Genomic DNA, 26,096 nt, shown 5'->3' on the forward strand with positions numbered 1-26,096 from the left:
GGGCAGTTCTCGCAATCTTGGCGGAGGCAGGGAAGATGGGAAGAATGCCGCAAGCCGGGGCCTACCGCCGCTGCGAATATTCCCCCGGCATGACAGAGGAAAGCGACCTGCCCTCGGCGGCGACAGGTGATCGCCCGAGCCCCAGTTCGGGCGACACGGACCTCATCCGGTCAGTTGACCGCATCCCGGAGCGATTTGCCCGGCTTGAAGGCGACTGTGTTGCTGGCCCTGATCTTGACCGGCTGGCCGGTCTGCGGGTTCTTGCCGGTCCGGGCGCCGCGATGGCGCTGCACGAAAGTGCCGAAGCCGACCAAGGTAACGCTGTCCTTGCGATTCAGCGCGCTGGTGATTTCCTCAAGCATCGCATTGAGTACCCGATTGGCCTGATCCCGGGTGAGATCGGTCTTTTCGGCGATGGCCGCAGCAAGTTCCGGTTTACGCATGATTACCTCTTCGATGTTTCTTGTTGTTGTATCCGTACGCTCTTCCCTAGGCTGTAGCGGCTCCCTGCCGCAGCCGACACAGGGAGGATGGCATGCCCCACCGCTCTTCGCCAGTCACGCCGCGTCCTTGAGCGGCGCGGACCGACGGAGCGCTACGCACGAACCCCTCGTCCGGCCGGGCGAAGAGCCAGCGCCCAGGCGCCGACGGTCCCGAGCATGCGTCAAAAGATCTCGATCATCTCGAAATCCTGCTTGCTGGCACCGCACACGGGGCACAGCCAGTCGGACGGCACCTCTTCCCAAGGCGTGCCGGGGGCGATGCCCTCTTCCGGAAGACCGCAGGCCTCGTCATAGACGAAGCCACAGACGATGCATTGCCACTTGCGCATGGCTCTCCTCCGAAATCGCGAAGAATTCCACGCTACTGCAAGTCACCGGCAGTGCCAAGGCCGATTCGGCAGGGCAATCGCATGAAATGTCTTTCCGATACCGGACTGGAAAGATTGTGTGCCTGGTCGTTCCGGCCTGGTCTTCAAATCCGGTGCATCGGCTGCTTGCCGAGGGGCTGGATACTTCCTGTTTCGACCCCCCGGCCGAGTCGCTTTCCTCTTTGCTCGCGCCAAGAGAAAGTAACCAAAGAGAAAGCGCGCCCGGTCATTCGGCCCCGGCTACGCCGGGGCTCCCTCGCTCCGGCGCCGCTCCGAGGGTCGTCGCACAAGGGGCATCCATGCCCCCTCGTACGACGCTCGCCGCCTCCTTGCGGCTCGCCCCTCTACGCGACGCCTGCGCTCGGCCTCCTGAACGGGAGTCGGGCTCCGGGTTGCCTGAAAGCGCTTTCGCTCTTGCGGCACGACCTGTCAGGCCGCGCCGGATGCCCCCTTCAGAAAGCCGAGCGGAATCGTCGTGGAAGGGGTCGAGCGGCAAGGATGCCGCGAGAGCCGCGATGAGCCATGGATGACCCTGCGGGACGTGCCCCTGGAGCGGCGATGCAGGGAGGGAACCCGGAGCGAAGCGCAGGGCCGGATGAGGGGGTGGCTTTCTTTTTGGTTACTTTTTCTTGGCCAAGCAAGAAAAAGTGACTCGGCCGGGGGGCCGAAACGGGGACTGTCCGGCTACTCGGCAAGCAGCCATGCCAAGGATCACACAATCTTTCCAGTCTGGTATCAGGCGAGCGCTTCATGCCATTGCCCTGGCCGATTCGGCGCGGGCATGGCAACAATCGGCGCCAGGCCCTAGACTCGCTTCCCCGACACTCTGCCGGAATGCTCCTCCGTGACCGCTGCTCCCGCTTTCCAATGGCTCGGTGCCGACCAACTGCATCCTGCCCCCCCGGCCGTTCTGACCGACTGGCTGTTCGACAGCAACTCGCTGACCCGCCGGCTGACCGCCCTTTCCGCCGGCCGTTTCGCCGTGACGCCGCTGGCCGAAGGCTGGCAGGTGCTGCGCGACGACGAATGCGCCGCCCTCGGCGTGGTGCCGGGCAGCACCGGCTGGGTACGCGAGGTCTACCTGCTCGGCGCCGAGCGGCCGTGGGTGTTCGCCCGCAGCGTGGCGGCCCGCGAGGCTCTGGAGGGGTTTTTTAGCGTACTCGCCGAACTCGGCCGACGGCCCCTCGGCGAACTGCTGTTCAGCGACCCAGCCTTCGTCCGCGGCCCGCTGCAGGCCACGCGCTATCTGCCGGACTGGTTGCCAGCCGGGATACGCCGCCCCGGACTCTGGGGACGGCGCTCGCGTTTTTACCGGAAAACCCTGAGCGTATTAGTGGCGGAAGTCTTCTTGCCGGAGCTCTGGCGCTACCAGGGAATCGACCCGGACACCCTATAATCCGCCCGAACCCTCCGGGAACGTCGCCCATGTACACCGCCCTGCTGCAATCGATGAACCGCCTGCACCCCCGCGCCTGGGACTTCATCCAACTGGTGCGCCTGGATCGGCCGATCGGTATCTACCTGCTGCTCTGGCCGACCCTCTGGGCGGTGTGGATCGCCGCCGACGGCGCGCCTAGCCTGAAGCAAGTGCTGATCTTCACTTGCGGCGTGATCCTCATGCGCTCGGCCGGCTGCGTGATCAACGACTTCGCCGACCGCAACTTCGACGGCCATGTCGCCCGCACCCGACAGCGTCCGCTGGCGACCGGGCGGATTCGTACGCGCGAAGCCTGGACGCTGTTCGCCGTGCTGGTGGCCCTGAGCTTCGGCCTAGTACTGCTGACCGACCCGACCACCGTCGCCCTGTCCTTTGGCGCCCTGGCGGTGGCCTCGCTCTACCCCTTCATGAAGCGCTATACCCACCTCCCGCAATTGGTGCTCGGGGCGGCCTACTCTTGGGGCATCCCCATGGCCTTCACTGCCGCGACCGGCCGCCTGCCGCTCGAAGCCTGGCTGATCTTCGCCGCCAACCTGGCCTGGACCGTGGCCTACGACACCTACTACGCGATGACCGACCGCGAGGAAGACCTGAAGATCGGCGTGAAATCCACCGCCATCCTTTTCGGCGCGGCCGACCGGGCGATCATCCTTGCCCTGCAGGGCCTGACCCTCGGCCTGCTGCTGGTGGTCGGGATGCGCCTAGGCCTCGGCCCGTACTTCCACCTCGGCCTGCTGGTGGCCGCCCTGTGCTTCGCCTGGGAATTCGTCGCCACTCGCCGGCGCGAACCGCAGGCCTGCTTCCGTGCCTTCCTGCACAACCACTGGGCCGGCCTGGCGATCCTGGTCGGCCTGGTTCTCGACTACGGGATTTAGACATTCCAGCAGATGCGTCTACTCGTCACACAACTGCAATAATTCCGTTATCTAATGCGCTGCATCGACAGGAACAACAACGGGACAGTTGCCCCATGGCTGGCAAGACAATCCTTATCGTCGACGACGAGGCCCCCATCCGCGAGATGATCGCCGTTGCTCTGGAGATGGCCGGTTATGAATGCCTGGAAGCGGAGAACACCCAGCAGGCCCACGCCATCATCGTCGACCGCCGCCCCGATCTGATCCTACTCGACTGGATGCTGCCCGGTACCTCCGGCATCGAGCTGGCCCGCCGCCTGAAGCGCGACGAACTGACCACCGGCATTCCACTGATCATGCTCACTGCCAAGGGCGAGGAAGACAACAAGATCCAGGGGCTGGAAGTCGGTGCGGACGACTACATCACCAAGCCCTTCTCGCCGCGCGAGCTGGTCGCCCGCCTGAAGGCCGTGCTGCGCCGTACCGCCCCTGGCGACAACGAAATGCCGATCGAGATCGGTGGCCTGCGGCTCGACCCGATCAGCCACCGGGTGACCATTGATGGCAAGCCGGCCGAGATGGGGCCCACCGAGTACCGCCTGCTGCAGTTCTTCATGACCCACCAGGAACGCGCCTATACGCGCGGCCAACTGCTCGACCAGGTCTGGGGCGGCAACGTCTATGTCGAGGAACGCACCGTCGATGTGCACATCCGCCGACTGCGCAAGGCCCTCGGCGAGGCCTATGAAAATCTGGTACAGACGGTGCGCGGCACCGGTTATCGTTTCTCTACCAAAAGCTAAGCCCGGCGCCGTGCAAGGCGCCCAGGTCAAGGACGTCCCCGTGAAATACAACTGGCTCGGTCCGCTGCTGCGCAGTCTGCTGGCGCCCATCGCCGTCGGCCTGCTTCTCGGCCTGTTCCTCGGCGATTATGGCTGGTCGCTGTCCGGCGGCCTGGCCGCCTACCTCGCCTGGAACCTCTACCAGCTCATCCGCCTGCACCACTGGCTCAAGACCTACCAGCCCGACGAGCCGCCGCCGGACGCCAGCGGCCTGTGGGGCGAGGTATTCGACGGCCTCTACAACATCCAGCGCCGCGACCAGCGCGTGCGCGGCCGCCTGCAGGCGGTGATCGACCGCGTGCAAGAATCCACCGCCGCCCTCAAGGATGCGGTGATCATGCTTGATGCCGAAGGCAACTTGGAGTGGTGGAACCGCGCCGCGGAAATCCTGCTCGGCCTGAAGACGCCGCAGGACAGCGGCCAGCCGATCACCAATCTGGTCCGTCATCCGCAATTCAAGGCCTACATGGACCAGAACGACTTCAGCGCTCCCCTCGAACTGCCTTCGCCGCTCAACGACCGCCTGTACCTGCAGGTGCAAATCACCCGCTACGGCAACGGCGAGCAATTGATGCTGGTTCGCGACGTGACCCACGTGCGCCAGTTGGAGCAGATGCGCAAGGACTTCGTCGCCAACGTCTCCCACGAGTTGCGTACACCGCTGACGGTGGTCGCCGGCTACCTGGAGCCCATGCTGGAACATGCCGACGAGGTGAACCCGCGCTGGCGCCGTCCCCTGCAGCAGATGCAGCAGCAGGCCGAACGCATGAAGAACCTGCTCGACGACCTGCTGCTGCTGGCCCGCCTAGAAGCGAACGACAACCAGCAACTCAGGCAGCCGGTGGAGGTGGAGCCGCTACTGCAGGCGATCGTCAAGGATGCCCAGATCCTCTCCGGCGCGGACGAGCACCGCATCCTGCTCGACGCAGAGCCGGACCTCGCCCTCAAGGGCAACGAGGCGGAACTGAGCAGCGCCTTTTCCAACCTGGTGTACAACGCGGTGAAATACACCCCGCCCGGCGGCGAGATTCGCCTGCGCTGGTGGAGCGACCGCGACGGCGCCCACCTGAGCGTGCAGGACACCGGCATCGGCATCGAATCCCGACACCTGACGCGGCTGACCGAACGCTTCTACCGGGTCGACGCCAGCCGCTCGGCTAGCACCGGCGGCACCGGACTGGGGCTGGCCATCGTCAAGCACGCGCTGATCCACCACAACGGCCGCCTGGAGATCGCCAGCGAGCCCGGCAAGGGCAGCCTGTTCACCTGCCATTTCCCGGCGACTCAACTGATGGAAGGCCGGGCGCTCGACAACGCCTCTTGAAAGTGTGCCCCGAGGCCCTAATATGCCCCCTCTTGTCAATCATTTCGCGAATACCCCATGGACCCCTCCCCGAGTAGCAGTACCGACTTCGCCTATTTCGCCGATCTCGGCCTCATTCTCTTCGCTCTGTTCCTCGTCCTGCTGAACGGTTTCTTCGTCGCCGCCGAATTCGCCATGGTCAAGCTGCGCGCCACCCGCGTGGAACTGATCGCCGGCCAGAACGGCTGGAGCGGACAGATCCTGCGCCGTGTGCACGCCCAACTGGATGCCTACCTCTCGGCCTGCCAACTGGGCATCACCCTTGCCTCCCTGGGACTCGGCTGGGTCGGTGAGCCGGCCTTCGCCCATCTGCTCGAACCGCTCATGGCTAGACTCGGCATCGACACGCCGGCGCTGATCCACGGGGTGTCCTTCTTCACCGCGTTCTTCATCATCTCCTATCTGCACATCGTGGTCGGCGAACTGGCCCCCAAGTCTTGGGCGATCCGCCAACCGGAGCGGCTGTCGCTGTGGACTGCCGTTCCCCTGTACCTGTTCTACTGGCTGATGTACCCGGCGATCTGGCTGCTCAACGCCAGCGCCAACACCATCCTGCGCATCGCCGGCCAGGGCGGTGCGGATGCCCATCACGAGCACCAGTACAGCCTCGACGAGCTGAAGCTGATCCTGTACTCGAGCCGGGCCCACGACCCTAGCGACCAGGACATGCGCGTACTGGCCTCGGCGGTGGAAATGGGCGAACTCGAAGTGGTGGACTGGGCCAACTCCCGCGAGGACCTAGTCTATCTGGAGCGCGACGCGCCGCTGGACGAGGTCATGAGCACCTTCCGCCGGCACAAGTACAGCCGCTACCCGGTGCACGACGAGGACACCGGGCGCTTCGTCGGCGTGCTGCACATCAAAGACCTGCTGATGCACCTCTCCCTGCTGGAAATATTGCCCTCGGCGTTGAAGATCGACGAACTGATGCGCCCGATCGAGCGGGTCGATCGGCACATGCCCCTGACCGAGCTGCTCGATCGCTTCCGCCGCGGTGGCTCGCACTTCGCGCTGGTCGAGGAAGCCGACGGCAAGGTGGTCGGTTACCTGACCATGGAGGACGTGCTGGAAGCACTGGTCGGCGATATCCAGGACGAGCACCGTAAGGCCGAGCGCGGCATCGTCGCCTACCAGCCGGGCAAACTGCTGGTGCGTGGCGACACGCCGCTGTTCAAGGTCGAGCGCCTGCTGCAGATCAGCCTGCCGGCAAGCCTCGAAGCCGATACTCTGTCCGGGCTGATCCACGAGACGCTCAAGCGGCTGCCCGAAGAGGACGAAGTGCTGGAAACCCAAGGCCTGCGCATCATCGTCAAGAAGATGAAAGGGCCGAAGGTCGTTCTGGCCAAGGTGCTCAAGCTGGCGAGTCCGTTCGCTCCATTCCCCTCTTCGGAGGGGCGCAGGTCGGGTTAAAACCTGACAGGATGGGGCGGCAACAAGTCATCGGGTACGACGCCAACTTAGCCGGTGCACAGCCAATCGGCGAACGGGGATCGCTCAATCGCCGCCGACGGCGAAGTTCGGCAGGGCATTGACCGGCTGGCTGAACTGGAAGGGAATCGACTCCACCGCCAGACCGACATTGCGCTGCACCACGAAGTGCAAGTGCGGCCCGGTACTGCGGCCAGTGTTGCCGGAACGGGCGATCGGCGTGCCGGCCTTGATCCGCTGGCCCTCGCTCACCTGCACGGAGCCCTCCTGCAGATGCAAATAGACGCCCATGGTGCCGTCCTCGTGGAGGATGCGCACCTGGTTGCCACCCGGATTGGGGCTGCGCCCGTGCTGGTCGTTCTCCGTATGCACCACTACTCCGCTGCGGGCGGCGACGATCGGCGTCCCCACCGGCATGGCGATGTCCACGGCATGGCGTCCCCTGGGCGTGTAATGACTGTACTGGCCGTTGGCGCCCTGGGTCAGGCGAAAAGGGCCGCCGCGCCAGGGCAGCGGATAGCGGTGCGGCTGCGGTCGCAGCCGCGGGTCGCCCAGGGCATGGCGCAGCTTGGGGGTGTAGCGCATCGGCTGGTCCGGATCGCGCGGCGCCAGGGTGGCCAGGCGGATCTGGCTGCGCGGCGGCACTATCCAGCGAATGGGCCTGTTCGGCGCGCCGCTGACGTTGGCGAGCCCATCCAGGCTTAACTCGACCTCCACCGGTGCGAACATGTCGTTCTGCACCCGCAGGGTGTGGCCACCGGCATGCTTGAAGGTGTCCAGACGCACCCGGTCGTCCGGCGCGTCGCTGCGCGACGACACCGGCTCCGGCAGCCGGCCGGCCGGAATCGCGCGCAGACTGCGCAGACCGCGCAGGCCGCGGCCGGGCTGAATCACGTGGATAACCCGCGCGCCGGGACGGGCCTTGTCGCCATAGCTGACCACGCCGTTGGCGTCGACATGCTCGTAGATGGTCACGGCCGTCGCCGGTGCGGCCAAGACAAGAGAAACGGCGAACAGTAACGGGCGTCCCAGCATCGTTGCATGGCTCAGGATTGTTGGACGGGACGCGAAGACTAACAGCGCCGCCCACTTATCGCGAGTCGATGAGATCAAGCCTATGACGAAAAGTGCGCCCGAGCCGACGAGCGGCATACCGTTCGTCGGCCTCATTCGCGAGCGGGCGCTTCGCCGACCTCCCCTTCTTGCGCCGGCTTCTTGCGGCCCAGCCCGGTGTGGCGTACATCGGTGCCACGCACCAGGTAGATCACCAGTTCGGCGATATTGCGCGCATGATCGCCGATCCGCTCCAGCGAGCGCAGCGCCCAGATCACGTTGAGCACGCGGGATATCGAACGCGGGTCCTCCATCATGTAGGTGGCCAGCTCGCGCAGAGCGCTTTTGTACTCGCGGTCGACGACCTTGTCGTAGCGCGCCACCGACAGCGCCAGGTCGGCATCGAAGCGGGCGAAAGCGTCGAGCGTCTCCTGGACCATCTTGCGGACCTGCTCGCCGATGTGGCGGATCTCCACGTAGCCACGCGGCGATTCGCCTTCCTCGCAGAGCAGGATGGCGCGCTTGGCGATTTTGGTGGCCTCGTCGCCGATGCGCTCGAGGTCGATCACCGACTTGGAGATGCTGATGATCAGGCGCAGATCGGAAGCCGCCGGCTGGCGGCGGGCGAGGATGCGCATGCATTCCTCGTCGATGCTGCGCTCCATTTGATTAGTCTGGCTGTCGATCTCGCGCACCTGGGCGGCGAGTCCCGAATCGGCCTCGATCAGGGCGGTCACTGCATCGTTGACCTGCTTCTCGACCAGGCCGCCCATGGCCAGCAGTTGGCTGCGCACGCCCTCCAGCTCTTCGTTGAACTGCTGGGAGATATGCAGGGAAATGTTGTCTTTGTCGATCATGGTTCGCTCCGCACGAAAGCTGAAGGCTGCTAGTCTCGATTCCGGCCACGATCAGCCGTAACGGCCGGTGATGTAATCCTCGGTCTGCTTCTGTGCCGGGTTGGTGAACAGGGTGTCGGTGTCGCCGTATTCGATCAGCTTGCCCATGTACATGAACGCGGTGTAGTCGGACACTCGGGCAGCTTGCTGCATGTTGTGGGTGACGATGACGATGGTGTACTTGGACTTCAGCTCGAAGATCAGTTCCTCGACCTTGAGAGTAGAGATCGGATCGAGTGCCGAGCAAGGCTCGTCGAGCAACAGCACCTCCGGCTCGACCGCGATGGTGCGGGCGATGACCAGGCGCTGCTGCTGGCCGCCGGAAAGACCGAGGGCGGAATCGTGCAAGCGGTCCTTGACCTCGTCCCACAACGCGGCTCCCTTCAGCGCCCACTCGACCGCATCGTCCAGGGTGCGCTTCTTGTTGATGCCCTGGATGCGCAGGCCGTAGACCACGTTCTCGTAGATGCTCTTGGGGAAGGGGTTGGGCTTCTGGAACACCATGCCGACGCGCCGGCGCAGTTCGGCGACGTCCACGCCCTTGCGGTAGATGTCCTGTCCGTCGAGCTTGATCCCTCCCTCCACGCGACAGCCGTCGACCAGATCGTTCATCCGGTTGAAGCAACGCAGCAAGGTCGACTTGCCGCAGCCGCTCGGCCCGATGAAGGCGGTCACACGGTTCTTCGGGATGTTCATGCGGACGTCGTAGATCGCCTGCTTGTCGCCGTAGAACAGCTTGAGGCCGGGGACCTCGAGAGCCACCGGCTCGCTGGCCAGGTCGAAGGTCTGCTTCTTGCGGCCAAGGGCGTCGAGGTTGATGCCGTGGCTAGCGGATTCTTGTTGCATGAGTCACTCCGTTCAAGCATGGAGCCCGAAGCCGACAGCCGAACTTCTCGCGGGTTCGACTGCCGGTTTCCAGCCGGTGTTTAGTGATCCAGCGCCTTGTACTTTTCGCGCAGGCGGTTGCGGATGTACACCGCGCTCAGGTTGAGCAGGGCGATCACCAGCACCAGCAGCAGCGCGGTGGCGTACACCAGCGGGCGGGCCGCCTCGACGTTGGGGCTCTGGAAACCGACGTCGTAGATGTGGAAACCCAGGTGCATGATTTTCTGGTCGAGGTGCAGGTAGGGGTAGTTGCCGTCCACCGGCAAGCTCGGTGCCAGCTTGACCACGCCGACCAGCATCAGCGGTGCCACCTCGCCAGCGGCGCGGGCCACGGCGAGGATCAGGCCGGTCATCATTGCCGGACTGGCCATCGGCAACACGACTTTCCACAGCGTTTCCGCCTTGGTCGCGCCGAGCGCCAGCGACCCCTCGCGCAGGGCGCGCGGGATGCGTGCCAGACCTTCCTCGGTGGAGACGATCACCACCGGCACGGCAAGGATCGCCAGGGTCAGCGAGGCCCACAGCAGGCCCGGAGTGCCGAAGGTCGGTGCCGGCAGGGCCTCGGCGAAGAGCAGCCGGTCGATCGAGCCACCCAGCACGTAGACGAAGAAGCCCAGGCCGAATACGCCGTAGACGATCGCCGGCACCCCGGCCAGGTTGTTCACCGCGATGCGGATCACTCGCGTCAAAGGCCCCTGCTTGGCGTACTCGCGCAGATAGATCGCCGCCAGCACACCGAACGGAGTGACCAGCACCGCCATGATCAGGGTCATCATCACGGTGCCGAAGATCGCCGGGAAGATGCCGCCCTCGGTATTGGCCTCGCGCGGCTCGTCGCTGACGAACTCCCAGAGCTTGGCAAAATAGAAGCCGAACTTCTCGCCGAGCCCCATGGCATTCGGCTGGTAGGCGCGCACCACCTTGCCCAGGGTGATCTCCTCTTCGCGGCCATCCGCCGTGCGCACCAGGACGCTGTCACGATTGAACTCCTGCCGCAGCACGACCAGCTGGCTCTCCAGCTCCCGGTATCTGGCGCCCCACTGGGCGCGCTCGGCGGCCAGGTCGGCCTGGGCATCGGCGTCCAGATCACCGCTGAGCTCCAGGCTACGCTCCTTGAGGCGCAACCGCTCGAGGGCATAGTTGACGCGACCGATGCCCGCCTTTTCCAGTTGGGCCAGTTGCTCGTGCAATCCGGCGACCCGCTCGATGCGCGACAGCAATTCCTTCCAGGCGCCCTCGCCTTCGGCTACCAACCGGCCGCTTTCCTTCACACCGAGCAGATAGCCGTAGAAATTGCCCCACTCGCGGCGTTCGAACACCACCAGGCTTTTTGGCTTGCGCGGATTGGCCAGCCACTCGCCCACCACCCAGTTGAAATCGGCGCCGAACAGCTCGCGGTTACCGACCTTGAGCAACTCGCGGGTCATGAATTCGCCGCCGTCGGCGTCCACCGGCAGACCGCTGGCGGCCAACCGCGCACGCGGCACTTCCTCGGCCTCCACCACCTCGCCGGCGACCACCTGCGCCGGCTGGCCGGGAACCTGATAGTCGGCCTCCAGTACGTCGGCCGGCCAGAAGTGACCGAGGCCGCGCACCGCGATCAGCATCAGCAGGCCGATGGTCATGATCACGGCGATGGACACACCGCCGCCGGTCATCCAGACCCACGGCGAGCCGCTCTTGAACCAGGTTTTCAGATTTTGCTGTTTCACGGTCGTCTACCTTTTCCGACGTTCAGAGCGACGCATATTTCTTGCGCAGACGGGTACGGATCATCTCGGCCGCGGTGTTCATGATGAAGGTGAAGCTGAGCAGTACCAGCGCGGCGAGGAACAGCACGCGGTAGTGGCTGCTGCCGACTTCCGACTCGGGCATCTCCACCGCGACGTTGGCCGCCAGGGTACGCAGCCCCTCGAAGATGTTGATGTCCATGATCGGCGTGTTGCCGGTGGCCATCAGCACGATCATGGTTTCGCCGACGGCGCGCCCCAGGCCGATCATCAGCGCCGAGAAGATGCCCGGACTGGCGGTGAGGATGACCACCCGGGTCAGGGTCTGCCAAGGCGTGGCGCCCAGAGCCAGGGAGCCCAGGGTCAGGCTCTTGGGCACACTGAACACGGCGTCCTCGGCGATCGAGTAGATGTTCGGGATCACCGCGAAGCCCATCGCCAGGCCGACCACCAGAGCATTGCGCTGGTCGAACGGGATACCCAGGTCGTTGGACAACCACAGGCGCATATCGCCGCCGAAGAACCAGTTTTCCAGGTGGCCGCTCATGCCCAAGGCCAGGGCGCCGACGGCGAGGATCACCGGGATCAGCAGAGCCGCTTCCCAGCCGTCCGGTACGCGCAGGCGGATGCTCTCCGGCAGGCGGCTCCAGCCGTAGGCTGCGGCGAGGATGCCCAGCGGGGTCAACAGCAGCAGACTGAAAATACCCGGCAGGTGGGCTTCCACGTAGGGGGCGAGGAACAGGCCGGCGAAGAAGCCGAGGATCACCGTGGGCAGCGCCTCCATCAGCTCGATCACCGGCTTGACCTTGGTGCGCATCGCCGGGGCCATGAAGTAGGCGGTATAGATAGCCGCGCAGATGGCCATGGGCGCGGCCAACAGCATGGCGTAGAAGGCCGCCTTGAGAGTGCCGAAGGTGAGCGGCGAGAGGCTCAGCTTGGGCTCGAAGTCGGAGTTGGCGGAAGTCGACTGCCAGATGTACTTGGGCTCGTCGTAGCTCTCGTACCACACCTTGCTCCACAGCGCGCTCCAGGAAATCTCCGGATGCGGGTTGTCCAGCTCGAAGCCTTGCAGCCGGCCTGCGGACTCGACCAGCAGCCGGTCGGCGCGCGGCGACAGGGCTGCCTGCGCGGCGGCGTCGGCGACCGGCTCGATGAGCAGGGTGCGATGTGCAGTGCTGTGGAACACGCCCAGATTGCCGGCGGCGTCCAGGGCGACGAAGCCCTTACGGCGCTCCTCCGGGAGGATCTGAACGATGGGACTGCCGTTCAACTGGAAGCCGCGGATGTTCTTCAGTTCGGGACCGGCTTCGCCACGCGCCATGAACCACTGCTGAATGCCGCCCGTGGAGTCGCCGACCATCAGCGAGATGCCACCGAGCAGAGCCGCCACCTCGGTCACCTCCGCCTGGGGATCGGCGAGCAGCTTGTAGCGGCCGTTCGGCGTCTGCTGGCGCAGGTCGAACACGTCGGCGGTGGAACGCCCGTTGATCACGTACAGCCACAACTGGCGCGGATCGATCAGCAGAGCCTTGACCGGTTCGGCGAGTTGCGGCAATTCGAGGCGTCGCTCGCTCAGGGTGGTCTCGCCGCTCAAGAGGTTCTCTTCGCGGCTCAGTTCCAGCGCCAATACCTGATTGCCCGTCGAGCCGGCCAGGAGCAGCCCGTCGTTGCCGACGTTCATCGCCACTTTTTGCAGCGGACGGCCCTGCGGATCGAGCTGGATCGGCGCCTCGCCATAGGGATAGTCGATGCTCGGCGTAATGGTCTTGCGGTTGTCCGGATAGGTGACCCGGTAGCTATGGCCGACCACCAGCACCTGACCGTTGGAGAGGCCTAGCACCAGGCGGTTGCTGCCCGGCTGGTCGCGCCCCAGGGAAAGGATCTCGGCCCCTTCGGGAATCGGCAGGGCGGCCTGGCCGAGCAGCCTCTTCTCGCCGTCGACCTCGAAGAACCGTACCTGGCCGCGGGTATCCAGACGCATGGCGACCTGATTCTGCTCCTCGACCGCCAGCAGCAGGGCTTCGCCCTGATCGGCCAGCCAGGCCGGTCGCTGCGGCTCGCCGTGCACGTTCAACTCGGCGCCCTGGAACATCGGCAGAACCACCTGGGCCAGATAGAAGAATATCAGGGTGATGGCGCCCAGCACCGCCAGCCCGCCGATGCTGACGTACCAGCGCGCCAGGCGGTCCTCGAAGGCGCGTCGCCGGCGCCTGCGCTGCAGAGCGGGCGTGTTGAAGTCCAGGCGCTGCGGCTGGGGCGCAGCGGTGGGGAAGTCTTTGGCCATGTCGGTCATCGTTAGGGGGCTCGATTGCGTGGGGGCGTTCAGCCGGCCGTCGATGAGCGGCTGCATCGGCTGGCGGCCCGGCTTGCACGCCGCCACTGCGACGACCGTCGGCAGGCGTACATTAATAACCTTCCATGACAAAAATATTACAGAACGGCGACGCACCGAGACCCGCCACTCGGAACGAGTGACGGGCCTGTAGCGCGCCCGTCGTCAGGCCCGATCGTCCGTTCCGGGCCCGAGGGGTCGACTCAGAGGCCGAGGTCCTTCAGGGTCTTGTCCACAACACGCTTGGGCAGTGGAATATAGCCGTCCTTGACCACGACTTCCTGTCCCTGCTTGGACAGAACCATCTTGATGAACTGTGCTTCCAACGGATTCAGCGGCTTGTTCGGCGCCTTGTTCACGTAGACGTAGAAAAAGCGCGCGAGCGGGAACTTGCCGGCCAAGGCGTTGGCTTCGTTGGCCTCGAAGGGCTCGCCGCCCTTCTTCGACAGCGGTACGGCGCGCACGCTGGAAGTCTTGTAGCCGATACCGGAATAGCCGATGGCGTTCAGGGTGCTGGACACCGACTGCACCACCGAGGCGGAACCCGGCTGCTCGTTGACGTTAGGCTTGAAGTCACCCTTGCAGAGGGCCTCTTCCTTGAAGTAGCCATAGGTGCCGGACACCGAGTTGCGGCCGAATAGTTGGATCGGCTTGGTCGCCCACTCGCCGGTCAGACCCAGGTCGCCCCAGGTCTTGATGTCCTTGGGACCACCGCACAGACGGGTACTGGAGAAGATGGCGTCGACCTGGGCGATGTCCAGGGACTTGATCGGGTTGTCCTTGTGCACGAACACCGCCAGGGCGTCGATGGCCACCGGAACGGCGGTCGGCTTGTAGCCGTGCTTCTGCTCGAAGGCCTGCAGCTCGTTGTCCTTCATGGCGCGGCTCATCGGGCCGAGGTTGGCGGTGCCTTCGGTGAGCGCCGGCGGCGCGGTGGAGGAACCGGCGGCCTGGATCTGGATGTTGACGTTCGGATACTGCCGCTTGAACTCTTCGCCCCACAGGGTCATGAGATTGGCCAGGGAGTCGGAGCCGACGCTGGACAGGTTGCCGGAGACGCCCGAAGTCTTTTCGTAGGTCGGCAGAGCCGGGTCGACGGCGGCAACCGCGCTCGCAGTCGCCACACCAGCGGCGGCGAAAGTTATGGCTGCCATCAAACGCTTCAATTTCATGCCTTGCTCCCTAGCAGGACGGTATTGGTCGGATCGCGGGCAAGTATCGAAAGACCGCGTGACTACTCTATGAATATAAGATGACAAATTTGTGAACAGAGGCCTCTCAAGGGAACTTTTCCCCTTTCAGCCGACACAGGCCGACACGCGGCATGATGCCGCCGCTTGACACTTCCATCGCCCCGCTCGCCTGGCGCCAGGGCTTGCCGCTATAATCGTTCCTCTTCCCTGCAGCCCACGCCCGACGAACCCATCTCATGACTGAACTCGAACAGGACGACCCGGTTCCCCAAGGCGATCTGGCCCTGCAGATCACCGCGCTGCCCCGCGACGCCAACGGATTCGGCGATATCTACGGCGGCTGGCTGGTCGCCCAGATGGACCTGGCCGGCACCGCCACGGCCAGCCGGCTGGCCGGCGGGCGGGTGGCCACGGTGGCGATCGACCGCATGGCCTTCATGGTGCCGGTGGCGGTCGGCGCCCAGCTCTCCTTCTATACCAAGCCCCTGCAGCAGGGCCGCAGCTCAATACAGATGCTGGTCGAGGTATGGAGCGACGACCCGCTGTCCAGCGAATGGCGCAAGGTGACCGAGGCGGTGTTCGTCTTCGTCGCCATCGACCGCGGCGGCCGCACCCGCGCGGTGCCGCGCCGCTAGCGGACGCCCTCCTCGCGCCTCTCATTTCGCGCGATGGAGCTTTATTCGTCGCGCAGGCTCTAATAGCGAAGTATTTGTCCTGCGAGGATCCCATCATGAATGAACCCTTCACAGCCCCCCAGGTCGAGCGGATCGAAATGGGCGAACTGCCCTGCTGGCGGATCAAGACCGCCGCGGCCGAATTGCTGGTCGCCGAACAGGGCGCTCAGGTGCTCAGCTACCAGCGCCACGGCGAACAGCCGCTGATCTGGCTCAGCGAGCAGGCGGAGTTCCGCCGCGGCCTGTCGGTGCGCGGCGGGGTGCCGGTCTGCTGGCCTTGGTTCGGCGACCTGGCGCGCAATCCGGCCGGCGTGCGCGCCATGCGCGAAGACCATGGTTCGGCACCGGCCCACGGTGAGGTACGCGGCCGCGACTGGCGGTTGCAGGACATCGCCAAGGAAAACGGCGCGGTGACCCTGACCTTCGACCTGCCACAGTCGGCTTCCGGCGAACTTCCCGGCTGGCCCCATGCGCTCGACCTGACCCTGGCCATCCGCCTCGACGAACGCCTCGACCTCAGCCTGACCACCCGCAACCGCAGCAGCTACCGGGTCGCCCTGAGCCAGGCGCTGCACACCTACCTGGCGGTCGGCGACATCCGCGAGGTGGGCATCGAGGGCCTCGACGGCCTGCGCTACATCGAAACCCTGGAGGACTGGGACGAGCGCCACCAGCGCGGCATCCTGAACTTCGCCGGCGAAACCGATCGCATCTATCTGGATACCCCGCCGCGCCTCGATCTGGTCGATGCCGGCTGGAAGCGGCGGATCTGCTTGGAAGCCAGCGGCTCGCACTCGGCCATCGTCTGGAACCCCTGGATCGACAAGGCCGCCCGTCTCTCGCAGTTCGCCGACGACGCCTGGCAGCGCATGCTCTGCATCGAAACGGCCAACGTACTGGACGACGCCGTGGAACTGGCACCCGAGCAAAGCGCCACCCTGGCCCTCTGCCTGTGGAGCGAACCGCTCTGAAGCGGCGCCCGCCGCAGCTTTCCCCACCTTGGCGGCTGTTCTGCTCCGCCCGACCGTCGAAGTAGGTCGGGCCGGTCCTCGCCCGAAGCCGAATGGCCATCGAGCGGCGACAGGTTCTTCGCTCTGGCGAGGTCGCCCTTCGGCCGGGATCGCAGCGCTGAAATGTCGGACCATGCGCGGCGCGATACTTTCCGGGCACTGCCGGAGATCGTCAGCGAGGCTGACGATCAGTTCGTCCGCACCCATCGCTCGAAGATCCGCTAGCGCTCACCGGCAGCCGTGGGCCGCGGACGTGCCCGTGCGCTCGGGAATCCGTGCGCAGTCGAAACGAGTGCGATGAGCAGGTGGATCTCCAGGGACGCCGGGCTCCGCTCGCCCATGCCGCACGGGCTCTGGTCGTCGCGCAGCAAATGGCCCTGACGGCCGATCGGCGTCCCGCGCCGTTCGCCCACGATCGCCTCCGGAAATGCTGCCGATATAGCGTTGCCTAGCATTCGGAGCCGGGCCGTCGGTTCACCGCCATCCATCCTCACGGCATGAACGGCGTACCTGCCCGGTGGCCTCCTTACCGGGCGGCTCCGTGGAACCTTTTGTCGGGCCATGGCCTCACAACCATAGATCCCGCCCTTTTCCTTTGGGGGTCTTCCTGTCTTGCGTACTCGTGGCAATTCCGATCGGAGACCGATCATGAAGAGCAAACCCCATACCTGCATCGCCTCGCGCCGGCCACTTCCCAGGCTGGCAGTCCTGACCCTCGGTGGCCTGCTCCTGGCAGGTTGCGCGGGCAACCCGCCCACCGAGCAGTTCGCCGTCACCGAATCGTCCGTCACAGAAGCCGTGAGTGCCGGAGGCACGCAATACGCCCCGGTCGAGATGCGCACAGCACAGGAAAAATGGCGCGATGCCGAGCTGGCCATGCAGAAGAAGGACTACGATCGCGCCCGCCTGCTCGCCGAGCAGGCCGAGTGGGACGCCCGCGTCGCCGAGCGCAAGGCCCGTGCCACCAAGGCGCAGCGGGAATTGGAGGAAATGAAGAAAAGCGTCCAGGAGTTGCGCGAGGAAGGCATGCGCTCCGTCCAGTGAGAAGCTGTTTCGTCATCGACAATCCGACCACTGTCCGAGGATGCCCCCATGCACAAGCTCGCCTCCCTACCCGCCCTGCTGGCGCTGTCCGTCGGCCTCGTCGCCTGCGCCAGCAAACCCAACCCCAACTTGGAACAGGCCCGTGCCGCCTTCACCGCCCTGCAGGGCAATCCACGCGCCGGCCAACTCGCGCCCCTGGAGACCCAGGATGCCGCCAAGCAGCTCAAGCAGGCCGAGGACTCGTACCAGAGCGGCGCCAGCAAGGAAAAGGTCGACCAGTTGGCCTATCTGACCCAGCGCCGCGTCGAGTTCGCCGAGCAGACCATCCTCCTGCGCAACGCCGAACGGGAGTTCCAGCAAACCTCTTCTCAGCGCGCCGAGGCGCGCCTGCAGGCCCGCGACGCGCAGATCCGCCAGCTTCAGGAAGAGTTGCAGGCCAGCCACACCGAACGCGGCACCCTGGTGACCTTCGGCGACGTGCTGTTCGACTACAATCGCGCCGAACTCAAGCCCGGCGGCATGCACAACGTGCAGAAGCTGGCCGACTTCCTCCGGGCCAGCCCGCAACGCCAAGTGATCGTCGAGGGCTATACCGACAGCAGCGGTTCCGACGCTTACAACCGTGACCTCTCCGAACGGCGCGCCGGGGCGGTACGCATCGCCCTGATCAAGATGGGCATCGACCCGCGCCGCATCGCCACCCAGGGCTATGGCAAGGACTACCCGGTGGCCAGCAACGCCAGCCCGACCGGCCGGGCCATGAATCGGCGGGTGGAGGTGACCATTTCGGACGAGGACGACCGCCCGGTGGCTCCGCGCACCTCCATGCAATGACTCGCGGCGGCCCGGCCTCGGCGTGGTGGGCCGGCCGGGCCGCTGGCGCTCCCGAACGCACCGGAGAGCGACAGGCCACAGGCGATCCGAAGATCTGTCAGACTCCTGCCGAGTCGCCATAGCGGATACTGCCCATGACCGAGCCACGTGCCTTCAAGGATCACTTCTCAACAGCAGCGGCCAGCTATGCCGCGCACCGCCCCCGCTATTCCGCCGCGCTGATCGACTACCTGGCCGATCTCGCGCCGGCCACTGCCTGCGCTCTGGACTGCGGCTGTGGCACCGGCCAGCTCTCGGTGCCGCTGGCCGGACGCTTCGCCCGCGTGCTGGCAACTGACGCCAGCGCGGCGCAGATCGCCAATGCCGAGCCGCATTCGGGCGTGGAGTACCGCGTCGCTCTCGCCGAGGATAGCGGCTTGCCGCCGGCCAGCGTCGATCTGGCCACGGTCGCCCAGGCTGCCCACTGGCTGGACCTCGAACGCTTCTACGCCGAGGTGCAAAGGATCGCCCGGCCGGGCGCGGTGCTGGCGCTGATCAGTTATGGAGTGCTGCAGGTAGAGGGCGCGCCGGCGCCGCTGGTCGAGCACTTCTATTATCAGGTGCTCGGCCCCTGGTGGCCGGCCGAACGGCGCCACGTCGAGGAGGGCTACAGGAGCCTGCCTTTCCCCTTCGCGGAATGCCGGGCCCCGGCGTTGGCGATCGAGGTGCGCTGGACGCTGGCCGAACTGCTCGGCTACATCGATACTTGGTCGGCCGTGCGCGAACTGGAAAAGGCCCAAGGCCGCGACCCCGTGGAACATTTCACCATCGAGTTGGCCGCGGCCTGGGGCGATCCCGAAAGGCGCCGCCCGGTCCGCTGGCCGCTGGCACTGCGCGTCGGCCGGGTCGGCATCCCCTGAGCCCGCCGGACGGGCGCGTTCAGTCCAGCACGCTGCGCAGTACGTCGTGGACGATGCCGCTGCGGCTGTCAACCAGCACCAGGCTGCTGCCGACGCGACGCCATTCGTAACCGCGGTACTGCGGCAGGTGACGCGACTGCTTGGCGCTCAGGCGGCCATCCCAGCCGGCCGGCAGCCGTTTGCCCTTGACAATCCTCATGTGCGCCGGCACGGCTGAACCGCGACCGATTTTGTGACGCTTGGCATGGATCGATTCGCGTAGCGGACCGAAATTCGTCGGCGGACGCGAATAATCGCCAAAAGCGTGGCCGCGATCTTCGTCGCGGAGCCGGCTATCCGAGTGCGCCTGGACGGGACCGGCCAGCACCGCGCTGCCCAGACAGAACACCAGGCCCAGGCCGGCGAGTAGACGGGTCGATTGCATGGGATGACCTCGAAACAGTGGATGACGGCGCCTGGCGAGCTTCTTCGCCACCGGACACGCTTGCATCCTAAACACGTAAAGCTCGGGAAAACCGTTGTCAGCCGGACTTTACTCAGACCTTTACACGGATCCGCAATTTGTCAGCCGAACCTTACGCAGCAAGGCTACCATGCACCGATTTCGTTCCCACGCGCTGTCACAAAGCCGACAATGTGGCACCCCTGCCGCACTGTCGGAACCCAGTAACCCTTGCCAGGCGGGCAATCCACACTCTGGTACCGCTCTTGCAGAAAAGTTCCTTGGCCCATAAGACCCAACCAGCACCATGCCGACCCAGACTTCGCCCGTCGCTGCCGCCCTGGCGACCGTGCTGGATTACCACCAGCGCACCAAGCACCGCTTCGAGGCCTACGCCCCAGGCCCCGGAGCCCTCGACTGGGACGCCCAGCCGGCGCCGTTCCGCCACTTCGACGGCGCGCCGCAGATTCCCCTGCCGCGGCTCTCGGCCGTGCCGCCCGGCAGCGCCCTGCACAGCGCGCTCACGCGGCCCTTCGCCCGGCTGGACGATCCGGGCCAGGCGCCGCTGCCGCCGGATCTGGCGAGCCTCGGCGCCCTGCTGCAACTGTCGCTCGGCCTCACCGCCTGGAAGCGTTACGGCCCGGACCGCTGGGCGGTGCGCGCCAACCCGTCCAGCGGCAACCTGCACCCGACCGAGGCCTACTTGCTGCTCGCCGGCATTGATCCATTACGGGACGGTCTGTACCACTACCGTCCGGAAAACCACACACTGGAGCTACGCGCCGCGCACCCCGCCGCAAACCGGAGCCCGTGCCTAGCCATCTTGCTCACCTCGGTGATGTGGCGCGAGGCCTGGAAATACGGCGAGCGCGCCTTCCGCTATTGCCAACTGGACAGCGGCCATGCCGCCGGCGCCCTGCGCTACGCCGCCGCCGCGCTCGGCTGGCGGCTCGCCGAGCAACCGCAGATCGGCAGCGACACCCTCGCGCACCTGGCCGGCATCGACCGGCTCGCCGAGTTTCCCGCGCGCAAGCGTGCCGAGACCGAGCTGGAAGAGGCGGAGATCCTCCTCGCCGCGAGCTTTTCCAGCGCCGCACCGGCAGCGCTGGCCAGCGCCGATCTGCAGGCTCTGGCCGAGCACTCCACCTGGCACGGCACGGCCTCGACCATTGACCGCCACCCCATGTACCAGTGGCCGGTCATCGCCCAGGTGGCCGCCGCCACCCGCTGGGACGACGGCCCGGCACAACCGGCCGCCGCCCTACCCGCCGCCGCCCCGCGTGCGCCCGGCGAGGCCGCCAAGCCGGTGCAGGCGTTGCTGAGCGAACGGCGCAGCGCTCAGCGCTTCGACCGCCACCATGTGATGACCCAAGCGCAGTTCGCCGCGATCCTCGCCCGCCTGCAGCCGGATGCCGGGCTGCCCTGGGATCTGTTCGGCGGGCTCCCGCGGATGGCGCTGGTACTGTTCGTCGCCCGCGTCGAAGGACTGGCGCCGGGGCTCTACCTGTTGCCACGCAGCACGGCGCAGCGTGATGCCCTGCGCGCGCTGCTGGCGGACCGCTTCGCCTTCGCCCCGGTGCACGGCATCGACCCTCTCCTGCACCTGGCCAGCCTGGAGCCGCTCACGCTGCTGCGCGCCACCCGCAGCCTGCACTGCCATCAGGACATCGCCGCCAACGCCTGCTTCGCCCTCGGCATGCTCGGCGAATTCGATGCCGCGCTGGCCGCCGGCGGCCCGGCCGCCTACCGCAGCCTGTACCGCGAGGCCGGGCTGATCGGCCAGGCGCTCTACCTGGAGGCCGAGGCCCAGGGCCTGCGCGGCACCGGCATCGGCTGCTTCTTCGACGACCCGGTGCACAGTCTGCTCGGCCTGTCCGGCGGCGCCTGGCAGACGCTCTACCACTTTACCGTCGGCCTGCCGGTGGAGGACCTGCGCATCGAATCCGCGCCGGCCTACGCCGAGGATGCCGATTCCTTCCCCAACTGATTCCAGCGGAGACCCTTCATGGCCCCAGCCGAACGGATTCCCTACCAATGCCTCTCCGCGGTCGAGGCCGCGGCCCTGATCCGCGCCGAGCCGGAACTCAGCCTGTTCGATGTGCGCGACCTGCACAGCTACCGGCAGGAACACCTGGACGGCGCCATGCACCTGTCCGAGGACCGCGTACCGCTGTGGCTCGGCCGCCTGCCGAAAGACAAGCCGGTGCTGATCTACTGCTACCACGGCAACTCCAGCAAGACCTTCGCGCAGATGTTCAGCGACTTCCGCTTCGCCCGCGTCTACAGCGTCGACGGCGGCTACCGGCCGTTGGCCAACGCCCTGGCCGAGGCCACGGCGCCGGACGCCGCGCCCAGCGCCGAACTGGCGGCCTTCCTCGACGAATGGCGGTACCCAGCCGACGACCTCGAAGCCCGCGGCCAGCACGGCCTAACCCCCTTGATGCGCGCGGCCTTGCAGGGCCGCCGGGAGATGGTCCGCGAGCTGCTGGCTCTCGGCGCCGACATCCGCGCGCGCAACGACGACGGCAACACCGCCCTCTGGCTCGCCTGCGTGTCCCGCGACAGTGGTCTGGTGCAAGATCTGATCGATGCCGGCATCGAGCTGGACAACCGTAACGACGCCGGCTCCACGGCGCTGATGTACACCGCCTCCAGCGACCGCCCGGAACTCCTGAAGATCCTCCTAGAGGCCGGTGCCGACCCGCAGGTGCGCAACTTCGACGACCTGCGCGCCGTGGAGCTGGCCGCCTCGCGGGCCTGCCTGAAACTCTTGCGTCATACTGCCGACTGAGGAAAAACGATGACCGAATTCCCGGTGAAGCTGGCGGTGGCCAGCAAGGAAGGCCAGGCGATCAGCGAGCACTTCGGCCACGCCAAGCGCTTCGCGATCTACGAGGTCACCCCGGAAAGCTGCCGTCTGCTGGAGTCGCGCGAAGTGGAGCACTACTGCCTGGGCAACAGCTCCAACCAGAGCGCCATGGCCGGCATCCTCGAAGCCATCAAGGACTGCCGGGCGGTGTTCGTCGCCAAGATCGGCGACGGGCCGACCGAGAAGCTCGCGGCCATCGGCGTGCGCGCCGTCTCTTCCTATGCCTGGGAAACCATCGAGGCCTCCCTGCTCGACTACGCGCGGCGCAGCGCCGCCGGCGAGGAGGTAGCATGAACGCTGAACACGTGGCCCGCTGGGCCGAGGCGCATCCCCTGTCGCCGATCCACGTCGACTGCGCCACCGCGGTGATGCTCAAGATCCTCGACGGCAAGTGCAAGATGAAGCCCACCGAAAAGCTAGTCATGGCGCTGCTCTACGAGCGGGTGAAGCACCTCCCCGGCGAAAAGCTCGGCGCGGACATCCACCAGTTGATCGCCGACGCCCGCAAGCGCCTCGACGAGGACATGCAGTTTTTACTCTACGAAAAGCGCGTGCTGGCCGAAACCATGATCTCCCGCCCGGTGATGAAAGGCTTCAAGGCGATGCTCCGCGAAACCGACCTGCTCGAAGCGGAGCGCGACTGGGAGGAAACCGGGGCATGATGAAGTTCTACATGACTCCCGGCTCCTGCAGCACCGGCATCCACATCCTCCTGGAGGAGCTGGAACTGGTGTTCGAGGCCCACCTGGTCAACCTGCTGGCCGGCGACCAGCACAAGCCCGAGTACCTAGCCATCAACCCCAAGGCGACCATCCCGACCCTGGTGCGCGACGACGGCAGCGCGCTCACCGACTTCCAGTCGATCGCCTGGTGGCTGGCGCGCAGCCATCCGAAGCGCCGGCTGCTGCCGGAAGACGCCGACGGCGAAGCGCGGGTGCTGGAAGCGATGAACTTCGCCGTCGGCACCCTGCACGGCCAGGGTTTCGCACGGATCTTCACCACCGAGAAGTTCGCCGCCGACCCAGCGCAGCACGAAGCGGTCAAGGCGCAAGGGCGGGAGATTCTCGAACGCGGCTTCGCGGTCGCCGACCGTCTGCTCGACAGGCGTGATTATCTGGCCGGCAGCTTCGGCATCGCCGACTGTGCGCTGTTCTACGTAGAGTTCTGGGCCGACCGCACCGGCATGGCCCTGCCCGATAATTGCCAGGCCCATTACCGGCGGATGCTGCAACGCCCGGCGGTGCGCCAAGTGCTGATGGAAGAAGGCTACGCCTCGGCGCTGCGCTGAGCCCATCCTCGGAGTCGAGTAGGGTGGGCAACCGGCACGGCGATTGCCCCCCTGCCCGCAGCAGAGACAGTTGAAGTTGAGACCGCGTAGGGTGGAAAACGACCGCAGGTCTTTTCCACCATAGTGGCTCATCCACCCTGCACGACTACAGGCTTCTATGGCTGGCCAGCCGGTTGCCAGGACGGCTGGCGCTTCTCGTCCTCGTGGATCTGCTGCAGGACCCGCCGCCGGCGGGCCTCGCCGCGGCGCATGAAGAACCAGGCGAGGAAGGTGAACAGCGACACCGCCAGCAGAATCAGGCTGGCCACGGCGTTGATGTCCGGCTTCACGCCCAGGCGCACGGCGGAGAAGATCTCCATCGGCAGGGTGGTCGCGCCGGGGCCGGAGACGAAGCTGGCCAGCACCAGGTCGTCCAGCGACAGGGCGAAGGACAGCATGCCGCCAGCGCCCAGCGAGGGGGCGACCATCGGCAGGGTGATCAGCAGGAACACCTTCCAGGGCCGCGCGCCCAGGTCCATCGCCGCCTCCTCGATCGACAGGTCCAGCTCGCGCAGGCGCGCCGAGACGATCACCGCCACGTAGGAAGTGCAGAAGGTGGTATGGGCGATCCAGATGGTGGTCAGACCGCGCTCGGCCGGCCAGCCGACCACCTGGGCCATGGCCACGAACAGCAGCAGCAGCGACAGGCCGGTGATCACCTCGGGCATCACTAGCGGCGCGGTGACCAGCCCGCCGAACAGGCCGCGCCCGCGAAAGCGCGGGATGCGGGTCAGCACGAAGGCCGCCAGGGTGCCGAGGGCCACCGCGGCGACGGCGGTGCACAGGGCGATCTGCAGGGAGCGCCCGAGCGCGCCCAAAAGCTGCCGGTTGTCGAGCAGACCGGCGTACCAGCGCAGCGACCAGCCGCCCCACACGGTCACCAGCCGCGAGTCGTTGAACGAATAGACGACCAGAATGACCATCGGCAAGTAGATGAACAGCAGGCCAGCCCAAAGCATCAGGCTGGAAAAGCTCGGGCGCCTCATAGCCGGCCCTCCAATTCCCTAGCCTGGTTGCGGTTGAGCAGGAGGATCGGCACCAGCAGGATCGCCAGCATCACCACCGCCAGGGCCGCGGCCACCGGCCAGTCGCGGTTGTTGAAGAACTCCTGCCAGAGCACCTTGCCGATCATCAGCGTCTCGGGGCCGCCGAGCAGCTCGGGAATCACGAACTCGCCGACCACCGGGATGAACACCAGCATGCAGCCGGCGACGATGCCGTTCTTCGACAGCGGCACGGTGATCTTCCAGAAACTGGCCAGCGGATGCGCGCCCAGGTCGGCGGCGGCCTCCAACAAGCTCGGGTCGTGCTTGACCAGATTGGCGTAGAGCGGCAGAACCATGAACGGCAGGTAGGAATAGACCACGCCGATGTACACGGCCAAGTCGGTGTTGAGGATGCGCAGCGGCGCATCGATCAACCCCAGCCCCTGCAACAGGCCGTTAAGCAGGCCGTTGCTGCCGAGGATGCCCATCCAGGCGTAGACGCGGATCAGGATTGCGGTCCAGGTCGGCATCATGATCAGCAGCAGGTAGACGGTCTGCATTTCCTTGCTGGCGCGGGCGATGGCGTAGGCCATCGGATAGCCGATCAGCAGGCAGAGCAGTGTGCCGACGGTGGCGATCTTCAGCGAGCCCAGGTAGGCGGACAGGTACAGCTCGTCCTGGCCGAGGAACACGTAGTTGTTCAGGTTGGCGAGGATCTTTAGCTGCTGGTCGACGTAGGTGAATATCTCCGTATAAGGCGGAATCGCCACCGCGGCCTCGGAGAAGCTGATCTTCAGCACGATGGCGAAGGGCAGCAGGAAGAACAGCAGCAGCCAGACGAAGGGGATGCCGACGACCAGTTGGCGGCCGCCGGGGAGCAGTTGGCGAAGTCTTTTCATCAGTTTTTGCGCGAGAGCCCCCGAACCTCTGGTGCGGGGAGGGATAGCGCAGTGCTCTACGAGCGCCCTTAGCTCTCGCTTCCTCCTGTACCTGTGTTACCGTCGGTTCGTCTTCACGACCTACCGCCGGGCTGGCGGGAAGTCACGTCTGTGGAGAGGGCGTGAGACCTGGGGGAGCATGGGGTTGGTTCAAAGCCGTAAAGCTCCCACCCAGGGAACTTTGC

The 26,096-nt window shown here is 66.0% G+C and carries 25 protein-coding genes and 1 pseudogene; 15 read left to right on the forward strand and 11 right to left on the reverse strand.

Going from position 1 to position 26,096, the window contains the following annotated elements:
• Positions 1 to 170: 170 nt before the first annotated feature.
• Together ACGI6K_RS20325 and ACGI6K_RS20330 are read right to left on the reverse strand one after the other, a co-directional pair.
• A pseudogene (locus ACGI6K_RS20325) lies at positions 171 to 479 on the reverse strand (HU family DNA-binding protein); the annotation flags it as partial.
• Between the two features lie 185 nt (positions 480 to 664).
• Positions 665 to 832: a rubredoxin gene (locus ACGI6K_RS20330; RefSeq protein WP_376944715.1), complete on the reverse strand. Its 168-nt coding sequence runs from the start codon at positions 830 to 832 to the stop codon at positions 665 to 667.
• Positions 833 to 1,715: 883 nt separating this feature from the next.
• On the opposite strand from ACGI6K_RS20330, the gene ACGI6K_RS20335 reads away from it, so the two are divergent.
• From ACGI6K_RS20335 to ACGI6K_RS20355, 5 genes are all read left to right on the forward strand, one after another.
• Positions 1,716 to 2,267, forward strand: a complete 552-nt coding sequence (locus ACGI6K_RS20335) for a chorismate--pyruvate lyase family protein (RefSeq protein WP_376944717.1) — start codon at positions 1,716 to 1,718, stop codon at positions 2,265 to 2,267.
• Between the two features lie 29 nt (positions 2,268 to 2,296).
• A complete protein-coding gene (gene ubiA / locus ACGI6K_RS20340; protein ID WP_376944718.1) occupies positions 2,297 to 3,184 on the forward strand; it encodes a 4-hydroxybenzoate octaprenyltransferase in 888 nt (295 codons plus the stop codon).
• Positions 3,185 to 3,279: 95 nt separating this feature from the next.
• Positions 3,280 to 3,969: a phosphate regulon transcriptional regulator PhoB gene (phoB, locus tag ACGI6K_RS20345; RefSeq protein ID WP_376944720.1), complete on the forward strand. Its 690-nt coding sequence runs from the start codon at positions 3,280 to 3,282 to the stop codon at positions 3,967 to 3,969.
• A 40-nt stretch (positions 3,970 to 4,009) separates the two neighbouring features.
• A complete protein-coding gene (phoR, locus tag ACGI6K_RS20350) occupies positions 4,010 to 5,332 on the forward strand; it encodes a phosphate regulon sensor histidine kinase PhoR (RefSeq protein ID WP_376944722.1) in 1,323 nt (440 codons plus the stop codon).
• Positions 5,333 to 5,389: 57 nt separating this feature from the next.
• Positions 5,390 to 6,781 (forward strand): hemolysin family protein, encoded by a 1,392-nt coding sequence (locus ACGI6K_RS20355; RefSeq protein ID WP_376944724.1) that lies wholly within the window; start codon positions 5,390 to 5,392, stop codon positions 6,779 to 6,781.
• A gap of 84 nt (positions 6,782 to 6,865) precedes the next feature.
• Here the strand turns inward: ACGI6K_RS20355 and ACGI6K_RS20360 are convergent, their stop codons facing one another.
• The 6 genes from ACGI6K_RS20360 to ACGI6K_RS20385 form a co-directional block, all read right to left on the reverse strand.
• Positions 6,866 to 7,834 carry a peptidoglycan DD-metalloendopeptidase family protein gene (locus tag ACGI6K_RS20360; RefSeq protein ID WP_376944726.1) on the reverse strand — a complete coding sequence of 323 codons (969 nt, stop codon included), beginning with the start codon at positions 7,832 to 7,834 and terminating at the stop codon, positions 6,866 to 6,868.
• A 131-nt stretch (positions 7,835 to 7,965) separates the two neighbouring features.
• Positions 7,966 to 8,709, reverse strand: a complete 744-nt coding sequence (phoU, locus tag ACGI6K_RS20365; protein ID WP_376944728.1) for a phosphate signaling complex protein PhoU — start codon at positions 8,707 to 8,709, stop codon at positions 7,966 to 7,968.
• A gap of 51 nt (positions 8,710 to 8,760) precedes the next feature.
• Positions 8,761 to 9,594: a phosphate ABC transporter ATP-binding protein PstB gene (gene pstB / locus ACGI6K_RS20370; protein WP_376944730.1), complete on the reverse strand. Its 834-nt coding sequence runs from the start codon at positions 9,592 to 9,594 to the stop codon at positions 8,761 to 8,763.
• Positions 9,595 to 9,674: 80 nt separating this feature from the next.
• The gene (pstA, locus tag ACGI6K_RS20375) at positions 9,675 to 11,291 is read right to left on the reverse strand and encodes a phosphate ABC transporter permease PstA (RefSeq protein WP_376944768.1); all 1,617 of its coding nucleotides are present in this window, start codon (positions 11,289 to 11,291) and stop codon (positions 9,675 to 9,677) included.
• 76 nt (positions 11,292 to 11,367) lie between these two features.
• A complete protein-coding gene (locus tag ACGI6K_RS20380; protein WP_376944732.1) occupies positions 11,368 to 13,656 on the reverse strand; it encodes a phosphate ABC transporter permease in 2,289 nt (762 codons plus the stop codon).
• A 242-nt stretch (positions 13,657 to 13,898) separates the two neighbouring features.
• Positions 13,899 to 14,867 carry a phosphate ABC transporter substrate-binding protein PstS family protein gene (locus tag ACGI6K_RS20385; RefSeq protein WP_376944734.1) on the reverse strand — a complete coding sequence of 323 codons (969 nt, stop codon included), beginning with the start codon at positions 14,865 to 14,867 and terminating at the stop codon, positions 13,899 to 13,901.
• A 257-nt stretch (positions 14,868 to 15,124) separates the two neighbouring features.
• Here ACGI6K_RS20385 and ACGI6K_RS20390 point away from each other — a divergent pair, with 257 nt between their 5' ends.
• The 5 genes from ACGI6K_RS20390 to ACGI6K_RS20410 all read left to right on the forward strand — a co-directional run bounded on the left by ACGI6K_RS20390 (position 15,125) and on the right by ACGI6K_RS20410 (position 19,349).
• On the forward strand, positions 15,125 to 15,523 hold the full coding sequence (locus tag ACGI6K_RS20390) for an acyl-CoA thioesterase (RefSeq protein ID WP_376944736.1): 399 nt from the start codon (positions 15,125 to 15,127) through the stop codon (positions 15,521 to 15,523).
• Positions 15,524 to 15,618: 95 nt separating this feature from the next.
• Positions 15,619 to 16,533 (forward strand): D-hexose-6-phosphate mutarotase, encoded by a 915-nt coding sequence (locus ACGI6K_RS20395; RefSeq protein ID WP_376944738.1) that lies wholly within the window; start codon positions 15,619 to 15,621, stop codon positions 16,531 to 16,533.
• A 687-nt stretch (positions 16,534 to 17,220) separates the two neighbouring features.
• A complete protein-coding gene (locus ACGI6K_RS20400; protein WP_376944740.1) occupies positions 17,221 to 17,616 on the forward strand; it encodes a DUF4398 domain-containing protein in 396 nt (131 codons plus the stop codon).
• A gap of 48 nt (positions 17,617 to 17,664) precedes the next feature.
• Positions 17,665 to 18,450 carry an OmpA family protein gene (locus tag ACGI6K_RS20405; RefSeq protein ID WP_376944742.1) on the forward strand — a complete coding sequence of 262 codons (786 nt, stop codon included), beginning with the start codon at positions 17,665 to 17,667 and terminating at the stop codon, positions 18,448 to 18,450.
• Between the two features lie 134 nt (positions 18,451 to 18,584).
• On the forward strand, positions 18,585 to 19,349 hold the full coding sequence (locus ACGI6K_RS20410) for a class I SAM-dependent methyltransferase (RefSeq protein ID WP_376944744.1): 765 nt from the start codon (positions 18,585 to 18,587) through the stop codon (positions 19,347 to 19,349).
• 19 nt (positions 19,350 to 19,368) lie between these two features.
• On the opposite strand, the gene ACGI6K_RS20415 is transcribed toward ACGI6K_RS20410, so the two are convergent.
• On the reverse strand, positions 19,369 to 19,773 hold the full coding sequence (locus ACGI6K_RS20415; protein WP_376944746.1) for an RcnB family protein: 405 nt from the start codon (positions 19,771 to 19,773) through the stop codon (positions 19,369 to 19,371).
• Between the two features lie 325 nt (positions 19,774 to 20,098).
• On the opposite strand from ACGI6K_RS20415, the gene ACGI6K_RS20420 reads away from it, so the two are divergent.
• The 5 genes from ACGI6K_RS20420 to ACGI6K_RS20440 are packed head-to-tail and all read left to right on the forward strand — an operon-like array spanning position 20,099 to position 23,948.
• Complete coding sequence (locus ACGI6K_RS20420; RefSeq protein ID WP_376944748.1) at positions 20,099 to 21,778, forward strand: SagB family peptide dehydrogenase; 1,680 nt, start codon at positions 20,099 to 20,101, stop codon at positions 21,776 to 21,778.
• A gap of 18 nt (positions 21,779 to 21,796) precedes the next feature.
• Positions 21,797 to 22,582, forward strand: a complete 786-nt coding sequence (locus ACGI6K_RS20425; protein WP_376944750.1) for an ankyrin repeat domain-containing protein — start codon at positions 21,797 to 21,799, stop codon at positions 22,580 to 22,582.
• Between the two features lie 9 nt (positions 22,583 to 22,591).
• Positions 22,592 to 22,954 carry a NifB/NifX family molybdenum-iron cluster-binding protein gene (locus ACGI6K_RS20430; protein ID WP_376944752.1) on the forward strand — a complete coding sequence of 121 codons (363 nt, stop codon included), beginning with the start codon at positions 22,592 to 22,594 and terminating at the stop codon, positions 22,952 to 22,954.
• On the forward strand, positions 22,951 to 23,322 hold the full coding sequence (locus ACGI6K_RS20435; RefSeq protein ID WP_376944754.1) for a hypothetical protein: 372 nt from the start codon (positions 22,951 to 22,953) through the stop codon (positions 23,320 to 23,322). Before ACGI6K_RS20430 ends, ACGI6K_RS20435 begins: the two co-directional genes overlap by 4 nt.
• Positions 23,319 to 23,948: a glutathione S-transferase family protein gene (locus tag ACGI6K_RS20440; RefSeq protein WP_376944756.1), complete on the forward strand. Its 630-nt coding sequence runs from the start codon at positions 23,319 to 23,321 to the stop codon at positions 23,946 to 23,948. Before ACGI6K_RS20435 ends, ACGI6K_RS20440 begins: the two co-directional genes overlap by 4 nt.
• Positions 23,949 to 24,103: 155 nt before the next feature.
• On the opposite strand, the gene ACGI6K_RS20445 is transcribed toward ACGI6K_RS20440, so the two are convergent.
• Both ACGI6K_RS20445 and ACGI6K_RS20450 read right to left on the reverse strand, forming a co-directional pair.
• Positions 24,104 to 24,973 (reverse strand): ABC transporter permease subunit, encoded by an 870-nt coding sequence (locus ACGI6K_RS20445; protein ID WP_376944758.1) that lies wholly within the window; start codon positions 24,971 to 24,973, stop codon positions 24,104 to 24,106.
• Entirely contained in the window at positions 24,970 to 25,872 is a 903-nt protein-coding gene (locus ACGI6K_RS20450; RefSeq protein ID WP_376944760.1) for an ABC transporter permease subunit, read from the reverse strand. Before ACGI6K_RS20450 ends, ACGI6K_RS20445 begins: the two co-directional genes overlap by 4 nt.
• Positions 25,873 to 26,096 lie beyond the last annotated feature (224 nt).

Source organism: Azorhizophilus paspali (genome assembly GCF_043587585.2).
Taxonomy (GTDB): Bacteria; Pseudomonadota; Gammaproteobacteria; order Pseudomonadales; family Pseudomonadaceae; genus Azotobacter; species Azotobacter paspali.